This is a genomic window from Vibrio sp. 1151_11 (genome assembly GCF_029478525.1).
In the GTDB taxonomy this organism is placed as follows: Bacteria; Pseudomonadota; Gammaproteobacteria; order Enterobacterales; family Vibrionaceae; genus Vibrio; species Vibrio anguillarum.
On record NZ_SHMN01000002.1, the window covers coordinates 264,398 to 288,177 of the forward strand.

At 45.2% G+C, this 23,780-nt stretch carries 20 protein-coding genes and 1 pseudogene; 9 read left to right on the plus strand and 12 right to left on the minus strand.

The annotated features are described in order from the left end of the window. Window positions 1-62: 62 nt before the first annotated feature. From EXZ60_RS03040 to EXZ60_RS03085, 10 genes are all read right to left on the minus strand, one after another. On the minus strand, window positions 63-1,130 hold the full coding sequence (locus tag EXZ60_RS03040) for a glycosyltransferase family 4 protein (RefSeq protein WP_277435270.1): 1,068 nt from the start codon (window positions 1,128-1,130) through the stop codon (window positions 63-65). Beyond that, window positions 1,111-2,634, minus strand: coding sequence for a sigma-54 dependent transcriptional regulator (locus EXZ60_RS03045; protein ID WP_010320160.1), 1,524 nt, complete (start codon window positions 2,632-2,634; stop codon window positions 1,111-1,113). Before EXZ60_RS03045 ends, EXZ60_RS03040 begins: the two co-directional genes overlap by 20 nt. Window positions 2,635-2,817: 183 nt before the next feature. Continuing rightward, the gene (locus EXZ60_RS03050) at window positions 2,818-3,201 is read right to left on the minus strand and encodes an Hpt domain-containing protein (protein WP_010320159.1); all 384 of its coding nucleotides are present in this window, start codon (window positions 3,199-3,201) and stop codon (window positions 2,818-2,820) included. Between the two features lie 30 nt (window positions 3,202-3,231). Continuing rightward, window positions 3,232-3,918, minus strand: a complete 687-nt coding sequence (locus EXZ60_RS03055; protein ID WP_277435271.1) for an AAA family ATPase — start codon at window positions 3,916-3,918, stop codon at window positions 3,232-3,234. 1 nt (window position 3,919) lies between these two features. Beyond that, a complete protein-coding gene (locus tag EXZ60_RS03060) occupies window positions 3,920-6,016 on the minus strand; it encodes an SLBB domain-containing protein (protein ID WP_017043980.1) in 2,097 nt (698 codons plus the stop codon). Beyond that, entirely contained in the window at window positions 6,003-6,839 is an 837-nt protein-coding gene (locus EXZ60_RS03065) for an OmpA family protein (RefSeq protein ID WP_277435272.1), read from the minus strand. The genes EXZ60_RS03060 and EXZ60_RS03065 overlap by 14 nt, the downstream gene beginning before the upstream one ends. 19 nt (window positions 6,840-6,858) lie before the next feature. After that, on the minus strand, window positions 6,859-7,179 hold the full coding sequence (locus tag EXZ60_RS03070; RefSeq protein WP_010320155.1) for an STAS domain-containing protein: 321 nt from the start codon (window positions 7,177-7,179) through the stop codon (window positions 6,859-6,861). Between the two features lie 195 nt (window positions 7,180-7,374). After that, a complete protein-coding gene (locus tag EXZ60_RS03075; RefSeq protein WP_277435273.1) occupies window positions 7,375-8,352 on the minus strand; it encodes an endonuclease/exonuclease/phosphatase family protein in 978 nt (325 codons plus the stop codon). Window positions 8,353-8,367: 15 nt separating this feature from the next. Further along, a complete protein-coding gene (locus EXZ60_RS03080; RefSeq protein ID WP_194662765.1) occupies window positions 8,368-8,922 on the minus strand; it encodes a hypothetical protein in 555 nt (184 codons plus the stop codon). Between the two features lie 9 nt (window positions 8,923-8,931). Further along, complete coding sequence (locus EXZ60_RS03085; protein WP_194662763.1) at window positions 8,932-11,043, minus strand: LruC domain-containing protein; 2,112 nt, start codon at window positions 11,041-11,043, stop codon at window positions 8,932-8,934. Between the two features lie 315 nt (window positions 11,044-11,358). On the opposite strand from EXZ60_RS03085, the pseudogene EXZ60_RS03090 reads away from it, so the two are divergent. The 6 genes and pseudogenes from EXZ60_RS03090 to EXZ60_RS03115 form a co-directional block, all read left to right on the plus strand. Further along, window positions 11,359-11,677 (plus strand): annotated as a pseudogene (locus EXZ60_RS03090) (IS4 family transposase); the annotation flags it as partial. 129 nt (window positions 11,678-11,806) lie between these two features. After that, on the plus strand, window positions 11,807-12,712 hold the full coding sequence (locus EXZ60_RS03095; RefSeq protein WP_194662762.1) for a manganese-dependent inorganic pyrophosphatase: 906 nt from the start codon (window positions 11,807-11,809) through the stop codon (window positions 12,710-12,712). Between the two features lie 100 nt (window positions 12,713-12,812). After that, complete coding sequence (locus EXZ60_RS03100; protein WP_017047713.1) at window positions 12,813-13,205, plus strand: DUF2750 domain-containing protein; 393 nt, start codon at window positions 12,813-12,815, stop codon at window positions 13,203-13,205. A 291-nt stretch (window positions 13,206-13,496) separates the two neighbouring features. Further along, the gene (locus tag EXZ60_RS03105; protein WP_088729450.1) at window positions 13,497-14,480 is read left to right on the plus strand and encodes a hypothetical protein; all 984 of its coding nucleotides are present in this window, start codon (window positions 13,497-13,499) and stop codon (window positions 14,478-14,480) included. Between the two features lie 418 nt (window positions 14,481-14,898). Then, window positions 14,899-16,572 (plus strand): amidohydrolase, encoded by a 1,674-nt coding sequence (locus EXZ60_RS03110; protein ID WP_088729811.1) that lies wholly within the window; start codon window positions 14,899-14,901, stop codon window positions 16,570-16,572. A 49-nt stretch (window positions 16,573-16,621) separates the two neighbouring features. Then, complete coding sequence (locus EXZ60_RS03115) at window positions 16,622-17,134, plus strand: hypothetical protein (RefSeq protein WP_277435274.1); 513 nt, start codon at window positions 16,622-16,624, stop codon at window positions 17,132-17,134. On the opposite strand, the gene EXZ60_RS03120 is transcribed toward EXZ60_RS03115, so the two are convergent. Beyond that, entirely contained in the window at window positions 17,124-18,029 is a 906-nt protein-coding gene (locus EXZ60_RS03120; RefSeq protein WP_115339918.1) for a LysR family transcriptional regulator, read from the minus strand. The genes EXZ60_RS03115 and EXZ60_RS03120 overlap by 11 nt on opposite strands. Before the next feature lie 752 nt (window positions 18,030-18,781). Here EXZ60_RS03120 and ltrA point away from each other — a divergent pair. Further along, complete coding sequence (gene ltrA / locus EXZ60_RS03125; RefSeq protein ID WP_277435275.1) at window positions 18,782-20,254, plus strand: group II intron reverse transcriptase/maturase; 1,473 nt, start codon at window positions 18,782-18,784, stop codon at window positions 20,252-20,254. A gap of 148 nt (window positions 20,255-20,402) precedes the next feature. Here ltrA and EXZ60_RS03130 read toward each other — a convergent pair whose 3' ends face one another. Next, on the minus strand, window positions 20,403-20,999 hold the full coding sequence (locus tag EXZ60_RS03130; RefSeq protein WP_069546410.1) for a tyrosine-type recombinase/integrase: 597 nt from the start codon (window positions 20,997-20,999) through the stop codon (window positions 20,403-20,405). Window positions 21,000-21,349: 350 nt separating this feature from the next. Between EXZ60_RS03130 and EXZ60_RS03135 the strand changes: the two genes are divergently transcribed. Both EXZ60_RS03135 and yidZ read left to right on the plus strand, forming a co-directional pair. Then, complete coding sequence (locus EXZ60_RS03135) at window positions 21,350-22,558, plus strand: MFS transporter (RefSeq protein ID WP_277435276.1); 1,209 nt, start codon at window positions 21,350-21,352, stop codon at window positions 22,556-22,558. Continuing rightward, window positions 22,533-23,489: an HTH-type transcriptional regulator YidZ gene (yidZ, locus tag EXZ60_RS03140; protein ID WP_017045330.1), complete on the plus strand. Its 957-nt coding sequence runs from the start codon at window positions 22,533-22,535 to the stop codon at window positions 23,487-23,489. The genes EXZ60_RS03135 and yidZ overlap by 26 nt, the downstream gene beginning before the upstream one ends. Window positions 23,490-23,780: the final 291 nt, after the last annotated feature.

The following is a 23,780-nucleotide window of genomic DNA, read 5'->3' on the forward strand; positions in this document are numbered from 1 at the left end:
TATTTAACTCAATGAAAAATAAGCAGTAATTTTAATGGTTCTTGAAGTTCTCAATATGAGAATCAAATCGGTTTTTGATAATGGGTGAGGAGTTGAGGTATTACCGCGGAAGAAGAGTAATGAGTCAGTACGCTTTCTCGTGCAGCTAAGCGTAGAGTTTGTTGCTTGGTTTGGGGGAGTGTTTGCCAGTGCTGCAGTACATCGCAAAAGGCTTGTTCACTGTCTGCCAGAAAACCATTTAAGCCATGTTGGATCAGCGTGGGTAATTCGCCAACGGGAGAGGCTATCACCAAAATGCCTTGAGCCATGGCTTCCAAGGCCGCCAATGGTAGCCCTTCGGCTCGCGAGCAGAGAATCAGAATACCAATGTTTGGCCATATCGTGTGCATATGAGTTTGGTGCCCATGCCAACGGATATTGCTTGGTGATTGAGCAAGCAAATCGGTATAGCAAACACCATCTCCATACACATCAAACATCATCTCTGGCAGAGATGCGGCGATGGCAATCATGCGGTCGGGACCTTTTTCTGGGCTTAAACGCCCAACAAATGCGATTTGTTCACCATACTTGAACGTGAGCTTATCCGTATCAACAAAGTTATTCAGTCGAGTGGTGTGAAAAGGCACTTTGCGTGCAATATCGTTACTGACAGAAAGCGAGTGATGTGAGAGAAAGGCCGTATAGCGATCACACCAGTCATACAGCTTAACGCGGCCAGCTGGCGTTTCACCGGCGTGATAGGTGGTGAACTGACGTATGGGCAAACCAGAACGTTTGACCGCTAATCGACTGAGTAAGCTCGCCTTATAGCCGTGAGCATGCACAAGATGAGGTTGGTAGTGACGAAGCGCTGCGAGTAATGCTTGGTTGAGTGAGCGCTGAGGTGCAGCGTCAGCCAAAATACAAAATGGAATGTCGGTTTCGCTGAGTTTTTGCAGCAAAGGTGTATCGCTTTGATAACGCCGAAGGATCACCACCACGACGGACTGTTGATGCAACTGCAATCCTTGAGCTAATTGCAGAACATGGCTCTCTATGCCGCCAAACACGCGGCTGTCGATCAACAGCCAAAGGTGATGTTCGAGCGCAACACAAGGCGGCAAGGAGTTAAGAGTGGCTAGCTTCATCCTGTTCCCACGCCAATTTTTTACGGTAAACCGTGGAGGGGCTCAGTTCGAGCAGCACGGCAGCATTGATGACATTACCATCGCAAAAATCAATAGCTTGCTGAATCGCCTCTCTCTCTACCTGCCACATAGGGCGAATGACCACAGGATTATTATGAGTCGGTGTGCTGCTTTCACGCGGCACACTTTCTGCGGGTGAAGAGATAAATCTCTCGGGTGCGGCCGTTTGAAGTGGCAGCTCATTTTCTGGTTCATGGAATGCGGCGGCTTTATGGACGATAGATTCAGCCGCGACATTATTAACAGGGGTGATAGGGGCCGCAGGAACACTATTTTTAGCGAGTATTTGGTTGGGCAGATGCTCAGGTTTGATGGTTTTTTCGTTATTGAGTACGACGATATTGCGGATCACGTTCTGCAATTGGCGCACGTTGCCCGGCCATGAATAGCTTTTGAGGATTTTTTGCGCATCACGGCTAATCTCGGTGAAGCGTTTTTTATCTTGTTTGGCATACTGGGTTAAAAAGTGGTTGGCCAGAACCACAATGTCAGTGCTTCTTTCGCGTAATGGAGGCATCTCGATAGGGATGACATGGACACGGTAGTAAAGATCCTCACGAAAACGTCCCGCTTGCACTTCTTCTAATGGCTGGCGATTGGTTGCGGCGATAATGCGCACATCCACTTTTTGCTCTTTATCAGAGCCGAGTGGAGTAAAGGTGCCTGTTTGCAGGAAACGCAGCAGTTTCTTTTGCATCTCCAACTCCATTTCACACAGCTCATCCAGAAACAGAGTACCACCGTCCGCTTGAGAGGCTGCACCTTTGCGATCTTTGGTTGCGCCAGTGAATGCTCCGCGGGTGTGCCCGAAAATCTCACTTTCTAATAAATCTCGGGGAATCGCTCCGCAGTTCAGGGCAACAAAGGTTTTTTCACGGCGTTGGCTTTGGTTGTGAATGGCTTGCGCGCACACTTCTTTACCCGTACCGCTTTCACCAATAATAAATACGCTTGCGTTGGTAGGGGCGACGGATTCAATCATGTTGTAGACGGATTGCATGGGCAGCGAAGCACCAATAAAGCCGTGGAACTTTTCACGCTCTAAGCGGTGTTCGAAATTCTCGACGAGGGAAGCGAGTTTGGAGCGTTGAAGATGAAGATTGATCGAGGTTTTTAAGCGCTCGGCTTTGATCGGTTTTTCGAGGAAATCTTCCGCCCCTTTCTGGAGTAAATTGACCGCAATATCGACTGAGCCATGGGCGGTAGCGATGATCACTGTCGTTGGGATTTCGTGCTGATTAATCCAGTCGAGGATCTCCTCGCCAGACATGTCCGGCAGTTTCAAATCGAGAATAATCAACTCAGGCGGCGTTCTTTGTAAAAATTGAATGGCATCGCGCCCAGTTTCTACATGAAAGAGATCAAAAGGTTCATCTTTAACATACTGCTTATACAAAATGGCTAACGAGGTGGAATCTTCCACTAACAGCACTTTAGATTTCATCTCTTATCCTTAGTTTTTATTTACCTTTCTCATTGGCATTCATAGCAGGCCAGCATCTGTACAACTACATTTCAGAAAATAGGGCGCTTATTTTTCGCTATCAGACCACCATGGCGTTTGAGGATTGATATGCAAGATGTCTCTATTGGTATAGTACAGATTCTCAAATTGCGAAAGTGCTACTTAAACCTCAAATCCCAGTTCTAAACGTTCTTGGCTGGCAATGAGCGACCAGTACGCGATACGAACCAATTTCGGATACAGAGCAATTGCCTCATTCCATTGCTGTTTTTGGCAATGGCGCTCCATTTCACGAGTACAGCGCGATAAATGGCGGTTACCCAATGCAAGAGAAGCACTGCCGAGAGTATGCAGCTCAAACTCTAAGGCAGCGTGATCGGTGAGTTGTATGGCTTTTTCTATGTGCTGCAAGCGTATTTGGCTCTCTTCAATATAGCTAGTCAGCAGCATGGGCATTATGCTGATGTCGGTATCGTGGATCACTTCTTGGATGATGGTTTCATCAATCCATTCTGCAGCATCGAGATCATGGATAGGGTCGTACATGGGGAGTCCTCTAGCAAACCGTTATGGAAATCAGGTGTAATTTGAGAGCATATCGTTACCGAGTACGGTGCGAATCCAACGTTCTCGCCACTGCTTAGGGATAAAAGAGAGTCGATTGATCTCTCGAATCAGCTCTAAACGCAGAGGTGGCTGGTCACGGGCATTTAAAATGGTGCCCAGTAGGGAGATCTGTTCTGAACCCAGTAACTCAATCGCTTTTTGCACTTGTTGAGTGGTGGTTGTGCCGCTCATCACCACCAGAACGGTCTTGTCACAAGCGCTCGCTACGCTTTGAGCGGGGATATTGTTTTTGTTTAAATTGAGGATAGGAGAAGTATCAATAATGATCCGTTCATACTGGTTCAGCCATTGCTGAACCGCTCGTGACAGGGTATTGGGATCTTTATAACTGAGCTGCAGTGACCTTTCGCGTGGTATGCTCAACCCAGTAAAAAGCTGGTGGGTTTCTCGGTTTTCAACCCATTGCCGCCCATCGGGTGCGTTGAGCATTTCTACCTCTTTAAATGCGGGTTTAAACATATTGAGGTCAACTAACAAGGCATCGTGTCCTGCCAGCAGGTAACGCTCGGTCAGCGCACTGGCGATCGACGTGACTCCTTCACCGGACTGACATGAAGTAATGCACAGTGATCGGCAGTCGGCTAACTCTGCGGCAAGGTAAATTTGCTCAATTTCGGCGTGTGTGGCGGGAATCATGCTACAGCGCTCCTATCAGTAGGATAGTGGTGGTGATGCGTAAAATATCATCAATACTTTCGCGAGCTTTCTCCAATAGGCTTTCACTGCGATCTGGAATGTAAATGGTGTCTCCCGCGCGTAATACTGGCAGGGCATAAAGGTTCGCAGTTTTGCTAAATTGAATCAGGTCGAAGGTACGTGCCTGCCCCTGACAGCAAGACATATTCACTATGGAAATTTTTTCAAGATAGGCCGATTGGCTCGGGCCACCCGCTTCGGCCAAAATATCGAGAATCGTCATGGTGTCACTGAACACGTAACGACCCGGTTTATTGATTGCGCCTAGCACTCTCACTGTGGATTCTTTGGTGTTGTCGAGCCAGTTCCGGTTCTTTTCAGGGATGTAAATTGTGTCTCCGGTTTTGATGTCGGGCAGCAAGTTCTCATCTCCCGTTTCAAAATATAAGGCGAGGTTGAGCTTACTCACTCTGGCGTAAGACTTGTCTCGATGGGTCACGCGCAAGTTGTGCAGATCCGCATCCTTGGTTGGGCCATCTGCGGCTGAAAGAATGTCCAGAAAATGCATATCGTTGTTGAAACGATAGCGACCGGGAGCATTGACTTGCCCCAACACATAGATGGAAGCATCCGATGCTTGGCGAACCCATTGTGATTTGTTATCTGAAGGGTCTTGAGGAAGATCGTGTATGCGAATGATGGTGCCTGCTTGAATGTGAGGCAGTTGGCTACGCGGCGCACCGTTTTGAATGAAAGCATCCAAATCAAACACCTGCATTTGTTGGCCATCAATCGCAATCTTAATGCGAGTGGTGTCCGCTCTCAAAGTCGGCCCACCGACATGAGCAAGCAGATCCATCAGATTCATTTCATCTGACCACTCAATGCGCCCCGGCCTAACCACTTCACCAATCACATTAACTGCTTGGTCCGGTGCCACTTTTAGCCACGACTTTTCATTCATATCGGTTTTTTCCGGTACAAAAATCGCGTCACCGGATTGAATGGCGGGCGGTGCTGTGCTGGTGAGTCCTTCTGTGAAAGCGGTTAAATCGAAACGGGTTACTTGGCCATTGGCTTTGATGACTCGAATTCTTCGAGCTTCGGCAAAACGGGTTGGGCCACCTGCATTGGCTAAAATATCCATAAAGGTTGCGCCCGGTTTGCCTTCAAAAGCGCCCGGTCTGGCGACTTCTCCCATCACATACACCATATTGGCTCCCGCCTTAATTTCTTCCTCCTGTTTTGGGACAAACACGGTCGTTCCTGGAGAGAGGATCGGGAGTAAAGATTCATTACCCGAATCAAGGTATTGCTTAAGGTTGAACAGTTTAGGGTTGTTATCGCTAATCACACGGATCTGCTCAACCGCCGCATAACGTGTCACACCGCCTGAACGCATCAAAACATCCACCAAGTTCGTGTTGGCTTGATAGGAGAAGGAGCCGGGAGCATTCACTTCACCGAAGACTTTGATGGCCATTTTGGAATCCGCACTGTCCCCCGCATTGGCCAGTTTAGCTGCATCAAATTCCTGTTCGATATTGCCAACGATCGGTGAAGCTGGCACAAAAAGTACATCAGTGGATTCGAGCTGGGGGAGAATGCTTTCATCGCCGCTTTCGAGAAAAGCTTTGTAGTTGAAAACGATTTTTTCGTCTTTACGTTTGAGTTGAAGCTTATCAAGTTGCCCCCCTTGGCGAGCACCACCTGCGGCATGCAACGCCATTTGAATATCCGCGTTACTCGATAATGTATATTCACCGGGAGAGGCGACATAGCCTTGCACTGAAATCAGCAGTTGCTGCTCGGCAATAAACACTTGGAGCGTGCTGATGTCGCGAAACACTCGGCTCAAAGCGTCAGAAACCGCTCGCTGAAGTTGGATTTCATCGTAGCCTGCCACATAAAGTGGGCCGACTTCCGGGAGCGTAATTCGCCCCCGTTTATCAACCTGAAATCCGTTATTGAATGAAGGTTCACCGGGCAGGTCAACTTGTACTAAATCACCAATTCTTACGGTTTCTTCCGCGAAGCTAAGGCCACTCAGCAGCAGAGCGCAGCACAGCAGCAGAGCTTTAAAACTATTCTTGCTCATAGAGCTCCCCTCCTTGTTTAGAGAGGTTTGGACTATCTGCCGTAATAATTTCAATGCTGACGCGTCGGTTGGTTAATTTCACTCCTGTTGTTTCGCCGACGTACAAAGGGAGCGACTCACCCAGGGAATGGGTGGTGATTCGCTCTGGCGCAAGGCCGAAAATCGTCAAGTAGCGTTTCACTTGTTCTGCTCGTCCCATGGCCAATTTTTCATTGAATTCCACGTTGCCGGATGAATCAGCATGGCCTGTTACCGAAAGTGTTAAGTCCTGGTGAGCTTTCAGTTTGTCGGCTGCGATGGCTAAATTGCCCATGTATTTCGGGTTGATCTCGGTAGAGTTAATCGCAAATTGATTATCCACATTGAGCCGCCGATTTAACTCTTCAATCAGCGAGAGCGAATTCACAAACGACTGTTCATTTTGAGGTGGAACGCAGCGTGTTTGTGAAGTGACATAATCAAGTTGCTGTTCTAACTGATTCAAGCGTTTACGCTGAATAACCAGATCATTCGCGGCATCCAGCAGCAAGCCGCCATCAAGCTGCCGAGCGATCCGATTTTGATTTTCTAAAGCCTGTACAACAGCCGCAGGAAAACACCATTTAGCGCCTTCGCGGATCAGGCTCCCCAAATGTAATTTGCTTAGTTGCCAGTCAAAACGTAGCCCATGTTCAGGGCCGAGCGGTTCATCCGGCATCACGGGGGCGAACTCCCCATTCATGTAAGCTTCTGCGATTCCACCTCGGCCTTCTTCTGGGTACGAGGTGCACCCAGCGGTACCAAGTAAGGTGAACAAACCAATACTGACGATAGCTAACTTCATGCTCACCTCCTCAGGTGGGCTAATAAGTGCGAGAATTCACGGGAATGGCCTGGCCGATACGGAGCAGTTTAATAATTTCAAGCGGCTGACCAGTGGCGTTCTCAATGCGCATTTTTCGTTCAGATTCAACGAGTCGCTTATAAAGATAGACCAAAGCACCAACACCTGACGAATCTAAAAAGGTGACATTGCGAAAGTCCAACTCAACTTCTTGGTGAACATCTTTCCAGATCACATCATCAATTATAGGCTGAAGAAAACGGCTACCTTCCGCATCTAGATTGCCCTCTATAAGAAGTGTGACTTGGATATCGCTATCAATAATGGTTCTGAGTTCCATGGGTGTCTCCTTACTGTTTACCAATCTTTTGATGCGTTCATGAATCTGTCAGCATCTTTGGGTTGCATGTAGGTAATAGAGCAGTAAGTGTGCCAATTTAATTATGATTAGATATCAATGGATTACGTTTTATTTTATGTGCTGACTTTTCAGTTTAAAGAGCATTGTCATTTTGGAAATCATTTTGAGACAAGGTTATTGCTGGGCAATTTTCGTGATAATCATGCGGTGATCTGAACCTAAAGAGGGAAGAACCCCTTGTCGGCTGCAAAGAGAAAATTGCGCTGATTTAAGCCACAAATGATCAATGCTGATCATGGTAAAAGCTGGGGTAGGGTAATGAGTTGACCATTCTGGCCATGAAGCCACAGGCCGAGTTTCAAAGCCTTCAAAATGGCTTCTAAAACGTGCATTCATACTTGAGAGGTTGAAATCCCCTAACACTATGGTGTTTGCCATCTCGCTTTCGTTTGCCAGTGTTTTTACATGAGTAAGCATGGCATTACGCTCTTCCCAAAGCGTCGAATTTCTTGGAGAAGGTAAGTGGGTGGCAATCAAACGCAAGGAGGTTTGAGGGGTAATTTGCCAATCGCCCTGTAGGATTTTATTTTTCTCTGTAAAAGGTTTGACAGAAAAATGAAGGATGACTTCTTTGCTGAGAATAAACTGGCTTGAGGGCACTTTTGCATGGGTTTTACCACCGTAAATGTACGGGTAGATATCGTCCAAAGTGCTGAGCTTATCTTCAAGCGCGGGAGCCACTTCCTGCAGTACCACTAAATCGGCTTGCTCTTGCAGTAAAAGGTTGAGCAGTCGGTTGTAGTCGGTATTTTCGTAGAGCGCATTAAACTGAATGATTTTCAGCGAAGAGGAACAATGCGCTGCACTCTGATCTTGTGAAACCTCGCCTTTTTTTTGAGTTTGCAGTACTACTTCACTTTTACTATTTGGTATGAACCAGATCAGAGCCAATGCACACAGTGTGCTACCAACAAATAAGACTCGGTAGCTCATTAAAAGCGCAATTACTATTAAAAGAGCATTAAAAGCCATTAGCCCAATTGGATAGCTAAAAAGATTATCTAACCACCATATGGGCATGGGATAATACAAACTGGTAAACCAAAGTAAGTTTACCCCAATGAGTAAACCACCAAGCCCTTTGTTGAACATGAGAGCGAATCCTTTTTACGGTTGTGTTGGTGTAAATACTTGCTGCAGTGGGGCGGAGCCATCATAAAACCATATCTCGGCCAGCAAGCTGGATTGAGAGAGTGGATAACTGAAGCTAAGGGTTGCGACACCAAGAGTTAACGCTGATGAAGCAATCCGGCTTTCATAAACCGCTTGGTCAGTTCCATTGCCACTGGACGTATATTGACTATAGAAGGTAACAAAGGCTCGGTCAGTACGATAGGCGCTAATATCAGCTTTGATCTCAATTTGCGCGACCGGGTTAAAGCTAAATTCAGCGGGCACATTCAATTGTGAAGTCGTTACGCTGCTGTCACTACCAAAATCTTGTTGGGAATAATCATTGCTGGTGTTTGCTGCTGTTGAGGAGAGCTGCGTTATAAAGCTCATTATCACAGGGGTGAAATCCTTGGCGATGATTGCGGCCTCTTCGGAAGTCGGTTGCGTTGGAGAAGTCACGCTAATCGATGCAGTATCCCCTGAACCATCGCCACCGCCTCCACAACCGTAGAGCAAACACGAAGTGACTAATAGAAATGCGTTTTTCATGGTGTCCTCCTAAGGGTTATAGCAGTATGCGCAGTTGTTGAAGGCGTTGTTGAACCAACTCTGTTTCTGTTGCCCTGCTGATTGGGAATAATCACTGAACTGCGGATAAGTACGTACTAAATCGCTACGTTCATAGGGCCATTGCCATTCATCTGTGATCAGTAAGGCCCATGGCAGATTGTTCGCGTTTTTGAAAAAACGTTGTTGAGCTGGGTCGCTGGTATCGGCGCCAGCGCCATATAAATTAGCGGTATCAAACTTCTCAGTGGCAGGGTAATCAGCAAGGTGAACTTCCCATTTGCGACCTGGTTGGAAGGTTATCCCTTCCCCATGATAAATACCGGGAGTGGCAAAAATGAAAGGGTCATAAGGCATTGCGATCAACTGACTCACATCACTACTGCGCTCGATAGCAATGATGAGACTGAAGTTAAAGCCAATGTCTTCCATGCATTGATTGTCGGTACGAAAGTAAGTACAAAGCCGTGGGAAGGCGCGTGACAGATCCTCTGAAATGATGAAGATTGCTTCATTCGAGTCCATCTCCAACCCGCTGTTTGGTTGCAACACATCATTGTGATACTGACGGGTTAAGTTGGTATCAATAGCACTGCGAGCAAGACCAGATAAGCGAATGGCAAAACCGTTGTGATAACCCGCGCCATAAGCTGCAAGGTAACCATCAATCCGAATCTGTGCGACTTGGTTATCTTGCAGTGTTTCGGTGACTCGGTAACGGATCACCACATCGTTCATGTCATAGTCGGCTAAATGTGGCCAGTTATCCTCAAAGGCGACCGTAGCGTAAGTGGTTTCACTAGGAAAATAGCGTATTGCGACCCCATTCGCGGAGATGGTAATAGGGTAGTCTTCCACTTCTCCAGATGTTGAACCTCCGTACGCATTCAACCCTTTTTGTTGGCTAAAGCGAAAACGGCTCCAACTTGAACCCATAGTCGCTTGTTGGGCGACCGTAAAAATCAGCACATTTTGCCCGCTGTTCAGTAGTTGGTCGGTAAAGACTTGCTCTCCTGCATCATCAAAGTCGCCATCACGATTCCAGTCAAACCAAGCAGAGAGATAACCCGAAGTGGAAGCATTCACTGTGATTAATACTTCCAGACCCGCTTCTAACGCAGTGACAAAGCCAACCCCATCTTCGTCATCAATGCCGGCTTTGTCGTCACTGGCCGGAAAAGGCTGACCTGACTGTTCACCGTCTGGCGCTGAGCCTAACCATGTCATCCCATCCATCTGATGACGCGGGCCATTGGACGCTAATGTGGTACGGTAGCTATCTGGAGCATCACCAAAATCAATGGTTGAGTCTTCATCGATCACAGGAGCATTCGCACAACGCGCACCATCATTTTGGTTTGAGGAAGGGCCGTCAGCAAAGTGCACGGCAGGCACATTGCCTTGCGCGATTAAATCAGGGTTTGAGAGATTAATCCGGAATATCTTTCCATCACTGTTACGTGAGATGTAGTAATAGCCATCCACATCAAAGTAGCCGGCGCCAAAAGTGCCTGTTTGGCCGACGTTGCCAATATAACTGCTGACACCCGTATCCGTATCAAACAGATACAAGCCTCCGGTTGAGTTATCGACACCGTATAAGCTGCCATCAGCGGGATGAAAAGCGAAATCGGTGAGTTTGACGGTCGCTGTTGCTGAGATTTGTTCGATGATGAGTACCGCATTCGGGTCACTGTCTAAAGGGCTTAGGTCGATTTTAAATAACCCTTTACCTTGGCGGTAAAGATAAAAAATATGGTTATAAACATCCCCAACAAAGAAGGTGTAGTCTTGCGGCAGTCCAAGGGTATTAAGAGTTTCTACCTGAAAATCAGAGCCTAACCGAACTAATCGCTTGTTGTTGGTATCGTAACCGTAGATATAGCGATCTTGAAAATCAAAGCCCACGGCATTGATGTTTCCGTTTAGCCCCGTATTGCTTTGTAGCAGAGCGGTTTGCCCCGTCACTAAGTTCACACCATAAACCTGTACCGGAGAAGCTTGGAATAAATACGCTTTGCTTGGACAAGTTTCAAAAGGTGCAGCGATAGTTCGAACAGAAACCAATACCAACACGATGAAACACCATAATTTTAAGTGCATACCGTCACCTAGTTTTTTGTGGAAGGTTGATAAGGTAAATCAGCAAAAAACAAGCCAAAATTAAGCTATTGTTTTTAAGTGAATTATTTTTCTTATCTCAATTTGAGAACAAAAATAAAACTTGAGAACAAAAATAAAACGCAGGATTGATGATGTGTTGAGAGCAGAATTTTTAGGAAATGGCATCGATTTAGGGTGAGAGGCTTGAGTAAAGTTTTCAAACCTCTTCACCAAAAGGAGGCGGGTTGTGGTCCCCCATCATAGACAGGATCTTAAGAGCTAAGCGGTTTATTTAGATAGAAAAAAGGCCTCATTTATGATCAGATAATCGTCGCCAAACAAACCACCTACATCAACCGTGAAGTCGATGACGTTTATCCGAGTCTATTTAAGCGTAACCCTGCCGTAGTCGAATGCAGGTTACCCTGGTTTCCAGTTCTTTACCGCTCTTGAGCATTATGGTGGCTTCTATATTTTCCGCGGAACCAAATCCATGAATCCTAACCTTATTGAAGCGAGAAATGGTCAGGATCGGCATTTATCTAAGCTAAAAGGGAAGAAGCTTAAAGAGATCACTCGAGGTACTAATCGCTCGCAGGTGCTCGACCTTGAAGTTCGTCGTGGTAAGCAAGATAAATTAGCCATAATTTCTTAGCCACAAGCCATGACAAATTCTGAAAATCAGGTAAAGTATCGGCCTTTGTGAGCAATCTCGCCTATCACCTTCGATAGGCCATCAAATAGCATTAAAATAGGAAGAAAGATGATTTTCGTTGTCGGTCATAAAAACCCAGATAGTGATAGCATTTGTGGTGCATTAGTTGCTGCTGAATTACTTAAAGCACGTGGTCTAGAAGCAACGCCTGTTCGTCAGGGTGACATTAACCGTGAAACTCAACACATTCTTGCAACAGCCGGTGTTGATCAACCTGAACTTCGTACTAGCGTAGCGGGCGAAAAAGTATGGCTTGTGGATTATACCGATCTTGCGCAAGCACCTGATGACATCAACCAAGCGGAAATTCTCGGTATTGTTGACCATCATCGCCTAGGCGACGTAATGACAGTGAATCCGCTAGAAGCGTGGATTTGGCCAGTCGGCTGTACCTGTACTATCTTGTTCAACCTATTCAAGATGGAAAATGCGCCAATCACACGTCCTTTAGCCATATTGATGATGTCTGCGATTTTGTCTGACACGGTCGGTTTTGCGTCTCCAACGTGCACACCAAAAGATAAAGAAGCGGTGCTGGCACTGGCTGAAATTGCTGAGGTTGAAGACCTTGATGCCTTTATTAAAGCGCTTTTGATTGCGAAAACAGACATTGAAGGTTTATCTGCCGCTCAACTTGTTGAGAAAGATTTGAAAGCTTACCCATTCAACGGCCGTGATGTGGTGGTTGGTCAAGTGGAATTGGCAACGCTTGAACAAGTCGATGGCATGATTGACGCCATTCAAGCAGACCTAGTTCGTCGCTGCGAAGAGGAAGGCCTTGCGTTTGCCGCCGTGATGTTGACCGACATTACCACCGCGCAGACCCGTCTTCTTTATACTGGTGAATGGGCTGAAAAACTGGCCAAACACGAACAAGATGGCATGTTGATGATGGAAAACACCTTAAGCCGTAAGAAACAAGGTTGGCCTTGGCTGCAAGCTGAATTGGCTTAATCCTTTTTATCATCTTATTGTTTAAGATTCTAAATTTAACGCCTGCAGTGCTACACTGTAGGCGTTTTTATATTCCCCAACTTTCGCATGGAGCCGGTCTATGGCAGACGCATTAACCACAGAACAGATAGAAGCAATCAATCGCTATAATGAAGAAGAACGTTTTAAATACTGCATTAAAGCCATTGTTGCAAACCGTGAAGTTTGGATACTAAAAGATGAGCACGGTTGTGTCATGCTCAACACAGAAGAAGATGATTGTGTTCCTGTGTGGCCTAACCAAGAGTTTGCCAAGGCATGGGCAACAGGCGAGTGGCAAGCGTGTGAAGCGGAAGCGATCTCTTTGAACAAATGGCACAGCCGTTGGACTTCGGGCTTGGAAGAAGATGAACTGTCGGTGGTGGTGTTCCCCAATGAGAATGAAGAAGGCGTTGTGTTATTTCCCGACGAATTTGATTTTGAATTGAAAAAGCAAGCCAGTAAAACGCGCTAACTCAAAGAGCTTCTGATAGAAGCTCTTTTACTAACACGATTAAATGTTAGATGACAGTATAGTTTGATCAATTTCTAGGTCATTTTTGGACATTTGTGAGTTACGAAGTGCAGTCTGTGAAAGCTCGGAACAGAAGTTCATTTACCGAGAATTGCACATCGTTTACGTTGATTTGCATTATATAGTCTATATCTACGCGCCAGCGCCAGCTATCTCACCAGTCCAACATATTGATCTGTTGAGATTAATTATCTACACTTAAGCTCCATGCTAACGACAGAATTTTTATTGATGATTATTACAAATAATAGAGTATTAGCTCTTTCGTCTATCGCCGTGTTGTTGGCTGGTTGTTCTCCATCCTCCGACCTAACTGTTAGCGGAAGTGTCAGTGATTACAAAGGTTCAGCTAGCATTACTCAAGGTCTCGCAAAAACAGTAGAAGAAAACCTTTTTGAGTGTGCGAATGGTCGAAGCCGTGTTGCAGGCATTGGTGAAATTGCTGATGCTAGCGGAAAGGTATGGACAGTTCCTGCTCAAAACCATTTTACAACTGCGCCAAAAGCGGTCGATCTTTATGAAGAGTGCGCCAACATCACTCCTGAAAGCATTGCCGATGTGGACGAAGACTCAGTCCCTGTGACCATAGTTGATGCAAATGGTGAAGAGATCACTGGTTACATCTTTGCTGACAACTACTTCGAGTTATATATCAATGGTCAGCTTGTTGCGGTAGACACCGTACCCTTTACGCCGTTTAACTCTAGTATCGTAAAGTTCAAAGTAAATAAGCCATACACTATTGCTGTAAAAGTAATTGATTGGGAAGAAAACTTAGGTTTAGGTACAGAAGATAACCGTGGCAAGGCATTCCACCCAGGTGATGGTGGCTTTATCGCAAGCTTTAGTGATGGCACTGTGACGAGTTCCGACTGGCAAGCACAGACATTTTATACTGCACCAGTCTATGATTTAAGCTGCCTGAGTGAGGTTGATGGTAAACGCTTATCGGAGAACTGCACAACAAAAGGCACAGATAACGGTGCAAATGCTTATGCAGCTCACTGGGAGACCCCAAGTAACTGGATGGCAAAAGACTTCGATGCCGTTTCATGGCCTCAAGCGACTGAATATTCAGAAGATGAAATTGGTGTGAACAACAAAAAATCTTACATGAACTTCATTGAGAAATTTAGTGGTGCTGGGGCAAGTTTTATTTGGTCAACAAACGTTGTTTTGGATAATGAAGTCCTACTGAGGTACGAAGTGAAATAACTTTAACCTCTCACTTCAAGAAGCAGTTATATCTCAACTTAACAGATATAGCTGCTTACCTTTCTTCGTTCGTTACTTCTACAGCTTCTTTCCTTCCCCAACAGGTTATGGGGCAGAAGTGCTTTAGAGTAGTAGCACTAAGGCGCTCTTGTCCCAAAGCTTGGCTCTGTGAAACGTTTTTGGACAAAAGAGCGTTAGGTAAAAAGATTTACCACATAAGGCTCTGATTAGAAAAATTATCCTTTAATTGTTCATCCATCACCAAGTTAGTTGAGTTGAGACTAAGTATCTAACCTATCCCTGTATTCTTATACTCACTATTTTTCTTTTGTTCTTACTATTCTTTAATCTCTATCCGACGAAATCAAAGCACTCCCTGCATTGAGGATAAATGTGGGGTACGCAAGGAGTATAAATGATGAACCGAACCTCCCCTTTAACACTAATAGCGAGTTTAATCATGAGTTCGAATGCATCGGCTGTTGAAAAAGCCGATATGATCTTAACAAACGCAAAAATCCACGGTCATGAAAATGCCGATGCAATTGCAGTTCATGATGGAAATATTTTGTTCGTTGGCAAAATGTCGGATACCAAGAAATATCGTAGTGAAAACACTGAAGTCATCGATCTCGAACATGGATATGTAATGCCAGGTTTTATTGATAACCACAACCATGTTTTTGAAGCAGCCTCTGAAGCTGGAGGTAACTGTGAACTCAGTATGGATGCATCACTTGAAGCCCAAATACCTTATCTAAAAGCTTGCAGTCGAAATAGTAAGTCCAAAGGGTGGCTGATGGGGTATGGTTTTTCGTTAGATGCCATTCTAAATGAAGATAATATTCAAACACCTCTTGAGGTTATAGATGGAATTTTTCCTGATCGGCCTGTCGTATTCATGGAGCAGACCTCACACTCTATGTGGGTAAATTCTGCTGCACTGGAACTTGCTGGTATTACTAAAGATTCACCTGAGCCTCAAGGAGGAAAGATTCTCAAAGATCCAGTTAGTGGTGAACTTAACGGTATCTTATTTGATAATGCTGGAGATATCGTTATGGAAATGGCATGGAACAGCTTAGAAGGTCAATTTGATCAAAGTTATGATGGATTGATGGTTGGCCTAGAAGAGTCAGCATCATACGGCATTACGACTATTGGTGATGGTCGACTCTATTGGAAACGCGGATGGTATGAAGTGTGGAAACAGGCAGAAAAAGACGGTAATCTGACCGCACGAGTGTCGTTGCGCCCTTGGATTTATCCTGCTGATTCTATGGAACCGCAACTAGCTTTTCTAAAGAAAATCCAATCAAGTGATACATCGAGTTTGCTATTAGTTGATCAAGTAAAAATGTATAGCGATGGTATTACAATAAACGGTACAGCAAAAACGCTGGCACCATATTTAGATACTTACATTCCAGACGAACCTTACGGAATTAATTATATTCCACCCAGCCAAATGAAAACTTGGTTAGATGCTCTGGATAAGGTTGGTTACAGCGCGCATATTCATGCTATTGGTGATGGAGCGGTTCGCGAATCACTTAATGCAGTTGAACATGCACGTAATAATGGCTCAACTAAGCCGTACACACTCACCCACGTTGAACTTGTCGATCCAGAAGATGTAGGTCGGTTCACTAAATTGAATGTTACAGCTGACTTTCAAGTAGGCTCTGAATACGTTGTTGAGCACGACCATTCATGGGCTAAACTCTTCCTAGGAGCAAAGAGAGCACACTCTTTGATGAACCTGAAAGCTATCTTTGATACAGGGGCTAATCTTACACTCAGTAGTGACTGGAATGTCCATGAGTTAAATCCGCTCGTAGGCATAGCTAACAGTATAAGAATGGGGAATACAGGGCTACCCAATGTTGAGGCTGCTATTGATGCATACACCATCAACGCTGCGGTTAGCTTAGGGATACAAGATATTACAGGCTCTGTTGAGGTAGGGAAATCAGCAGATTTTGCTATCTTAGATAGAGATATTACCCGCTTGTCTCCCGACGACATAGCAGATACTGAAATCTTAATGACTGTCTTGCAAGGTGATATCGTATTCGACGCCGAAGAATAGATAACTAGGTACAGGGTTCGCCCTGTACTATTTTTAAGGGGGGTTAACAGTGCAGAAAAAGCGCTTTTATATTGAAGTCGCCGTAAGACAGTTTGCACTTCTGCTATTTATCGTACCATTTTTGTTTCGTTGTACATTTGATAGCATGCGGCAGATGGAGCAGGGAAACCAAAGCGCGATATTGACGGCCATCGGGCTTTTAATGGCCGCTGGTATCATTGGTGTATTTGAAGCGACCTATCAGAAAACTCTACTCTCTAACGTAATGCAGCGTTCACTTGCTCATTTAACCAAGTTGTTATTATTTATTGGTATTTCTGAGATAATCATTTTAGCCATTGCCGCAATTGGAATTACCTCAGCAGTATGGGACGACCCATTGCTATGGGCTGTTCTCCCGATTTATGTGTCTCTATATATCTATGATTGGTGGGATACTTCAATTGCCGCTTCGAGGCTTGAACGAGAGTGTAGCTCTCTGGACGAAACAGAAGTCTCATCTGGCTCTGAGCCTCAAGTTCAAGAGTATACGAAACCAGATGATTGTCATTCTAAGCAGTAGGCTTGCTTTGCAATTGGTGACTGGTTTTGAATGCCTCTACAATTTGATTACCGTATCGAGATAACGTTAAACCGTTACGCCAACACAATTCAATTCTTCGGTCGATACCTGTGGGTTCAAAATCGCTGATGAGGGCTATTAATTGACCGTTTTTAATATAGGATTCAACACTTTCAGCGGGTAAAAAGGCAAAGCCTGTGTTGCGTTGTAATACCGCGATAAGTAACTGAATGTCCGAAAAAAGACTATAACTAGGACTAAAACTATCATCGTTTTGATTGTTGAATTTCTCACCACTATCTGTTTCGCCCCAAATTAGCTCGCGATATTGACTTAAGTCACTACTTGCTACTGTTGGCAATTTACCAAGAGGATGCTCTGAGCTGCAGGCTAATACCTCTTTGTAATGGCCTAAACGGCAATATTCAAAATTCTGATGGTGGAGCGTATCGGACTCATGGACAATAATAATATCGGCATCGCCTTCCGTAAGATCCTGCATCAGTTGGTGCCTTTCTTCTCGATAAACTTCGATGCACAAGTGGGACAATTCTAGTGTTAAAGTGAGAGGGGCTGCGAAGGCTAAATCTGGAATGTAGTTTTCAATTCCGATTCTCACAACTGTAGATTCGCCTTGCGAAATGACATCAGCACTTTGCATCAACTTTGTAAATTGGCTCATGCTGTGGGATAGATAAGGCAGTAATCGCTCACCATCTTTACTAAGTGACATTTTATTACCTGTCCTATCAAAAAAAGACACTCCGAGATCAATTTCCAAGTCAGAGATCCATTGGCTGACTTGAGGCTGTTTTTTTCCGAGTTTACGGGCGGCAGCCGATATTGAGCCTGTTTCAACCGCTAGCAAGAGCGCTTTTAAGTGCAGTAAGTTCATATACTTAAACTCTCTCCATGACGTAATGATGATCAAACTTGAATCTTTAAGAGGCACTATACTTGCTTAGTTTAAAATGATCACATAGATAACTGCATCACAACCGATTATCACAGCATTAGATTAGCTCAGGTATGGGAAATGAATACAAGTAAATATCAGTACTAACACGGAAAGGGGCGTGCGACGTGAGGTCGTATGAAGCGCTGTTCACCGCTCAAAGAGTGAACCATCTGTATCACCAGATGAACCTAGGACTCTGAATAAAGTAGCGAGTCTGGCAATGTAACGAAGGTTGGTATTTGCCAATCGGGATCTAAATCGTGAGAGAACGATCCTCCTGATAACCATAAATCGGGTGAGTGCTAGGTAGTCAGCATGATGAACATAAGTGAATCCGCGTAAGGTGCGTTATATGATGAAACAGCGGAAGTGGTTAATACGCTGTAGCCAAAAGGCAAGAGAGTCGGAAAGAGATTGCCCCATGCTCTTTCGTGATCGTTGAGCTCTCCGCACCATAGCGGGCATCTACCCTGACATTGCGCGACATACGGAACACGGTAAGCCTGTATCACTCCCACTGGGAAAGTCTCTGCGACCGACAGTGATGCAGGTAGAGGATGTTGGAAAAAGCGAAGGCTGCATTGTAACGATGCAGATACAGGTCTCTATCTGGCACGAAAGTGAGCTGACTTCCGACTGGTCTTCCGTTGCAAGAGAATTTGAAGAACTTTATTCAAGGAGAAACGCAAATGATGATTTCAAAAGAGATTAGTGCCTCTCCTAGCAGTGCTCAATGGCAGTCCATAAACTGGAAAGCCGTTGAAACCCATGTCTTAAAGCTTCAGATGCGTATTGCAAAGGCAACACGAGAAGGTAAACACAGCAAAGCGAAAGCGTTGCAGTGGATACTAACTCACTCGCGTTCGGCAAAACTTCTTGCTGTTAAGCGGGTATCACAAAACAAAGGCAGTAAAACGCCAGGAATAGACGGCGTCATCTGGAGCACGGATACGCGCCGCATGAAAGCAGTCAATCAATTGAGCAGAAAAGCTTATCAAGCCAAACCGCTCAAGCGTATCTACATCCCCAAGAAAAACGGTAAGCTCAGACCACTTGGTATCCCGTGCATGGTCGACAGAGCGCAGCAAGCGCTTCATCTTCTTGCACTAGAGCCAGTATCAGAAACACTTGCCGACCCTAATAGTTATGGATTTAGACCAAACCGCAGTACTGCCGATGCAATCGCTCAGTGCTTCAAATGTCTGGCGCTAAAGAAATCTGCACAATGGGTTCTTGAGGGAGACATCAAAGCTTGTTTCGACAAGATCGGACATCAATGGTTAATGGATAACATTGCCGTCGATAAACGTATGTTGGAACAATGGCTAAAGTCTGGTTTTATGGACAAAGGGCTGTTCTATCGTACAGATGAGGGAACACCTCAAGGCGGGGTTATATCCCCCACCTTGATGCTAATGACTCTTGCAGGGCTTGAGCAACGCATAAAGTCTACCGCGCTCAAAAAGGGCGCAAGAGCCAACTTTATTGGATACGCCGACGATTTCGTCGTCACTTGCGCTTCAAAGGAAGTGTTAGAGAACGATATCAAACCGTTGATCGCTGATTTCTTAGCGGAAAGAGGCTTAACACTCTCCGAAGAGAAAACGCACATTACCCACATCAGTAGTGGTTTTGATTTCCTAGGTTTTAATCATAGGAAGTACAAAGGGAAATTGCTCATTAAGCCGAGCAAATCCAACACGCTACTGTTCCTAAGTAATTTGCGCGAACTCATCAAAAAGCACGCAACCATCCCCGTTAATGATCTTATCAAGTTGATAAATCCGAAACTCAGGGGCTGGTCGAATTACTATCGACACTGCGTGGCTAAACAGGTGTTCGGATATGTAGGTCACAAGCTATTCCATACGTTATGGCACTGGGCTAAAAGGCGTCATCCAACAAAATCCAGAACTTGGATCGCGCTTAAATACTTCATCAACCGTCAAGGTCAATGGCAATTTCACGGTTGGCAGAAGATCATGAATATGGATTGTCAGCTCAATCTGTTCCAAATAGCTAAGGTGCCAATAGAGAGACATGTGAAAATCAGGAGTGCCGCTACGCCTTTTGATCCTCAATACCAAGAATACTTGGCAAAGAGAAAATCAAAGAGGCAATGCCGTAACTCGTGGCATGAACCTGCTCTCACTGCTTTATAAGTTGCTGGGTGCCAATCGGTGCCTTAGTGAAGGCTTGAGCCTAGTGCGGTGAAAGTTGCACGCTGGGTTCTTAGAGGGACGGCACTTGGTAACAGGTGTCGTCTACTCGACACAGGCTTTTCAGGAGAAAAGCCTGTATCAGCAAGCCTCAGCAGTCTGTTTGCTCTGAGAGCCTCAGAGCGTCTTCCAGTTCCACTCCAAGGTAACGAATAGTGTTATCTAGCTTCGAGTGCCCCAGTAAAATCTGTACCGCTCTGATGTTTTTTGTTTTGGCATAGATCAAGGTTGCTTTAGTACGGCGCATGGAATGAGTGCCATAGTAGTCCGCATTCAATCCAAGTTTTACTGCCCAGTTCCTGATAATCGATCGATAGAATGAGTAGCTGATAGGTTGTCCTTTTCGGCGACCACTTGGAAACAAAAAACTGCTTGCCTCTAAGGATGCCGAGTAGATCCATCGGCTAATACTTTGTTGCGTTCTCGGGGTAATCTCGTAGTGGACGTCGGTGCCAGTTTTTTGCTGGATGCATTGAACCCTTTCATAGATTACACCTTGCGAAGAAACATCATATACATGCAGCCTTAGTAAATCACTTGCCCTTAATTTGCTATCAATGGCTAAGTTCAATAGTGCAAGCTGCATTAGGTCGCTTTCAAGCTCTAGCCTAGTTCTAATTCGCCATATTTCTTCCAACTTGAATGGTCGTTTAATGCCGCTGCATTTTCCCGAAGATAACTTTCTCATGTTGACCTCCTCTTCGATATTATTGGTCAACATAAAGTCTGGCTATAAACTGAAACTGTTCCACCCTGATAGCCATCGATCACACAGTCGTTCAGGGTGCTCAGAATCATCCGTGGACAAAAGTGTTTATTAACCGCCGTATTAGGTTGAATTTAGCAAAGACGCAGTAGCTCAAGGAAAAATCAAGCATGTATGAAAAACAGGGGCCTTACCGACGTTAACCCCTGACATACCCATACATTTCATTTACTAATGTAGTAAATGGAAATACCTGTTGTCATAAAGGTAACGCGCCAAGTTCAGTGATGTCTCATATTATCCTCGTAAGACCAACCACTTACGAGACCACCATGAAACCAGCGGCTAATGTATCCCGATATCTGCTATGCAGCTTTGCCTTTGTGCTGCTCTATCCCACTGCCATCGATCTCTATTTGGTTGCCTTGCCACAAATTGCCAACGATCTTTCTGCAAGTGAATCCCAACTTCATATCGCCTTCTCTGTTTATCTTGCGGGTATGGCTTCTACTATGGTGTTTGTAGGACGAGCTGCTGACCGTTTTGGCCGTAAACCTGTCGCCATGTGTGGGGCAGTGATCTTCTCGCTTGCTTCGACATTGGCAGGTTCAGCGGAAACCAGTGATAGCTTCCTAGTTATGCGTTTCTTCCAAGGCGTTGGAGCGGCATGTTGCTACGTTGTAGCCTTCGCTATTTTGCGTGATACCTTAGATGACCAAATGCGGGCTAAAGTGCTTTCAATGCTTAATGGCATAACTTGTTCTATTCCCGTGCTAGCACCTGTTATCGGTAATCTGATCATGATTAAGTTTCCATGGCCTGTGCTGTTCACTGCCATGGCACTGATGGGGGTAGCAATAGGTTTGATAGCTTGCTGTGTATTGAAGGAAACCTTACCTAAAAATGAGCGTCACTTTATCACTGCGAATGACGGTTCAAATGATTCACTGTTTAATCGTTTCTTTATCTCGCGCGTTGTTTACACATCCTTGGGTGTGACTGCGATTCTTTCTTATGTGAATACCTCACCGATGATTGTTATGGATATTCTTGGCCTTACAAGAGGTGAGTATTCTACGGCTATGGCACTGCTTGCCATGGTGGGTATGGTAACGTCATTTTTAGCGCCTGTGGCCCTCTCTTACTTCAAACAAACGACATTAATGTTTGCAGCTCAGGTAACCATTTTGCTGTCGGTTATCGTCATTCTTGCGGCTCACTTGAATGGCGATAACTCGACACTCTATATGGCTGGGTTCGCCTTAATCAGCATGGGCTTTTCAATGGGGTTTGGTGTGGCAATGAGTCAAGCACTCAGTTTGTTCTCTCGCAAGGCTGGGTTAGCAAGCTCCATGCTTGGTATTGCTCAGGTATTGTGTTCGGCAATATTTATCTGGTTGATGGCGCTTTTAGGACTCTCGGCAGTGATGATATTAATCATTGCCTTGGTCGCGAGTGGCGTAATTGGCCTCTCTCTAATAGTATTGTTTCCATATCATAATGTTAGTGAAAGCCATGAAGAAATCTCTTGCCCGACTTGATCTCAATTTATTGCTCACTCTGCAGTTGCTCTTGCAAGAGCAGAGTGTCACGAAAACGGCGAAAAAGCTGAATGTAACCCCCTCATCGGTGAGTAAGTCACTGGCTAAATTACGTGATTGGTTTGACGACCCTTTATTTGTGAACACGCCGCTGGGACTTAAACCAACAACACTTGCGACGAGCATGCAAGAAAGCTTGTCAGACTGGATGCAAATCGGTAATCAGATTGCATCACGACGAGGTGATGATGCGCCGAGTGGTGTGAAGTTTCACCTTGGCGTCGAGTCTCCATTGTCACTCATTATGGTGGATGAGCTGACTAAACGAATTCATGACACGTATCCCGATTCTAAAGTGAAGTACCACAATTGGGATTACGATTCATTAGACGCGATTACGCGCGGTGAAGTGGATATCGGTTTTACGGGGCGAGAGAGCCACCCTCGCTCTAAGGAGTCGCTAGAGCTGCTGCCATATTTCATCAATTTTGAAGTTCTATTTTCCGACCTGCCTATGGTGTATATCCGAAAAGACCACCCAGCGATTGATCAGGAATGGAACTTGGAGACCTTCTTAAGCTACGCCCATATCAATGTTACATGGGAGAAGAACGACAGCTGGGCGTTGGATGAGATTTTGGCTGAGCAGGGACATACGCGCAATGTTAGCCTAACGATGGCAAGCTTCGAACAGGCGCTGTTTGTAGCAGAGAAGCCCAGCCATCTAATGTTAACCACGGCACCCAAGTATTGTCAGCGATATTGTGAACAACTGCACCCTAACTTGGTATCGCTACCCATTCCAATTTCGCAAGAATATCAGCATAAGCTACTGATTCCATTTACGATGATCTGGCATAAGCGCAATAATCAGAATCCTAAAATCGTATGGTTAAGGGAGACAATAAAAAGCTTGTATAGCGTAAATTGAATGTTCAGGTAACATATGAACAGCTCTCGCTAAATCATTGAGGTTAGGTAGGGACTTCCATTAGTTTGGGTACAACCCATTTAGAACGCTTTCCTCTATTCTGATACCGCTTTCAACTCATTTTGGGGCGTGCGACGTGAGGTCGTATGAAGCGCTGTTCACCGCTTAATGTGTGAACCATCTGTATCACCAGATGAACCTAGGACTCTGAATAAAGTAGCGAGTCTGACAATGTAACGAAGACTGGTCATGCACCAGTCGGGATCTAAATCGCGAGAGAACGATCCTCCT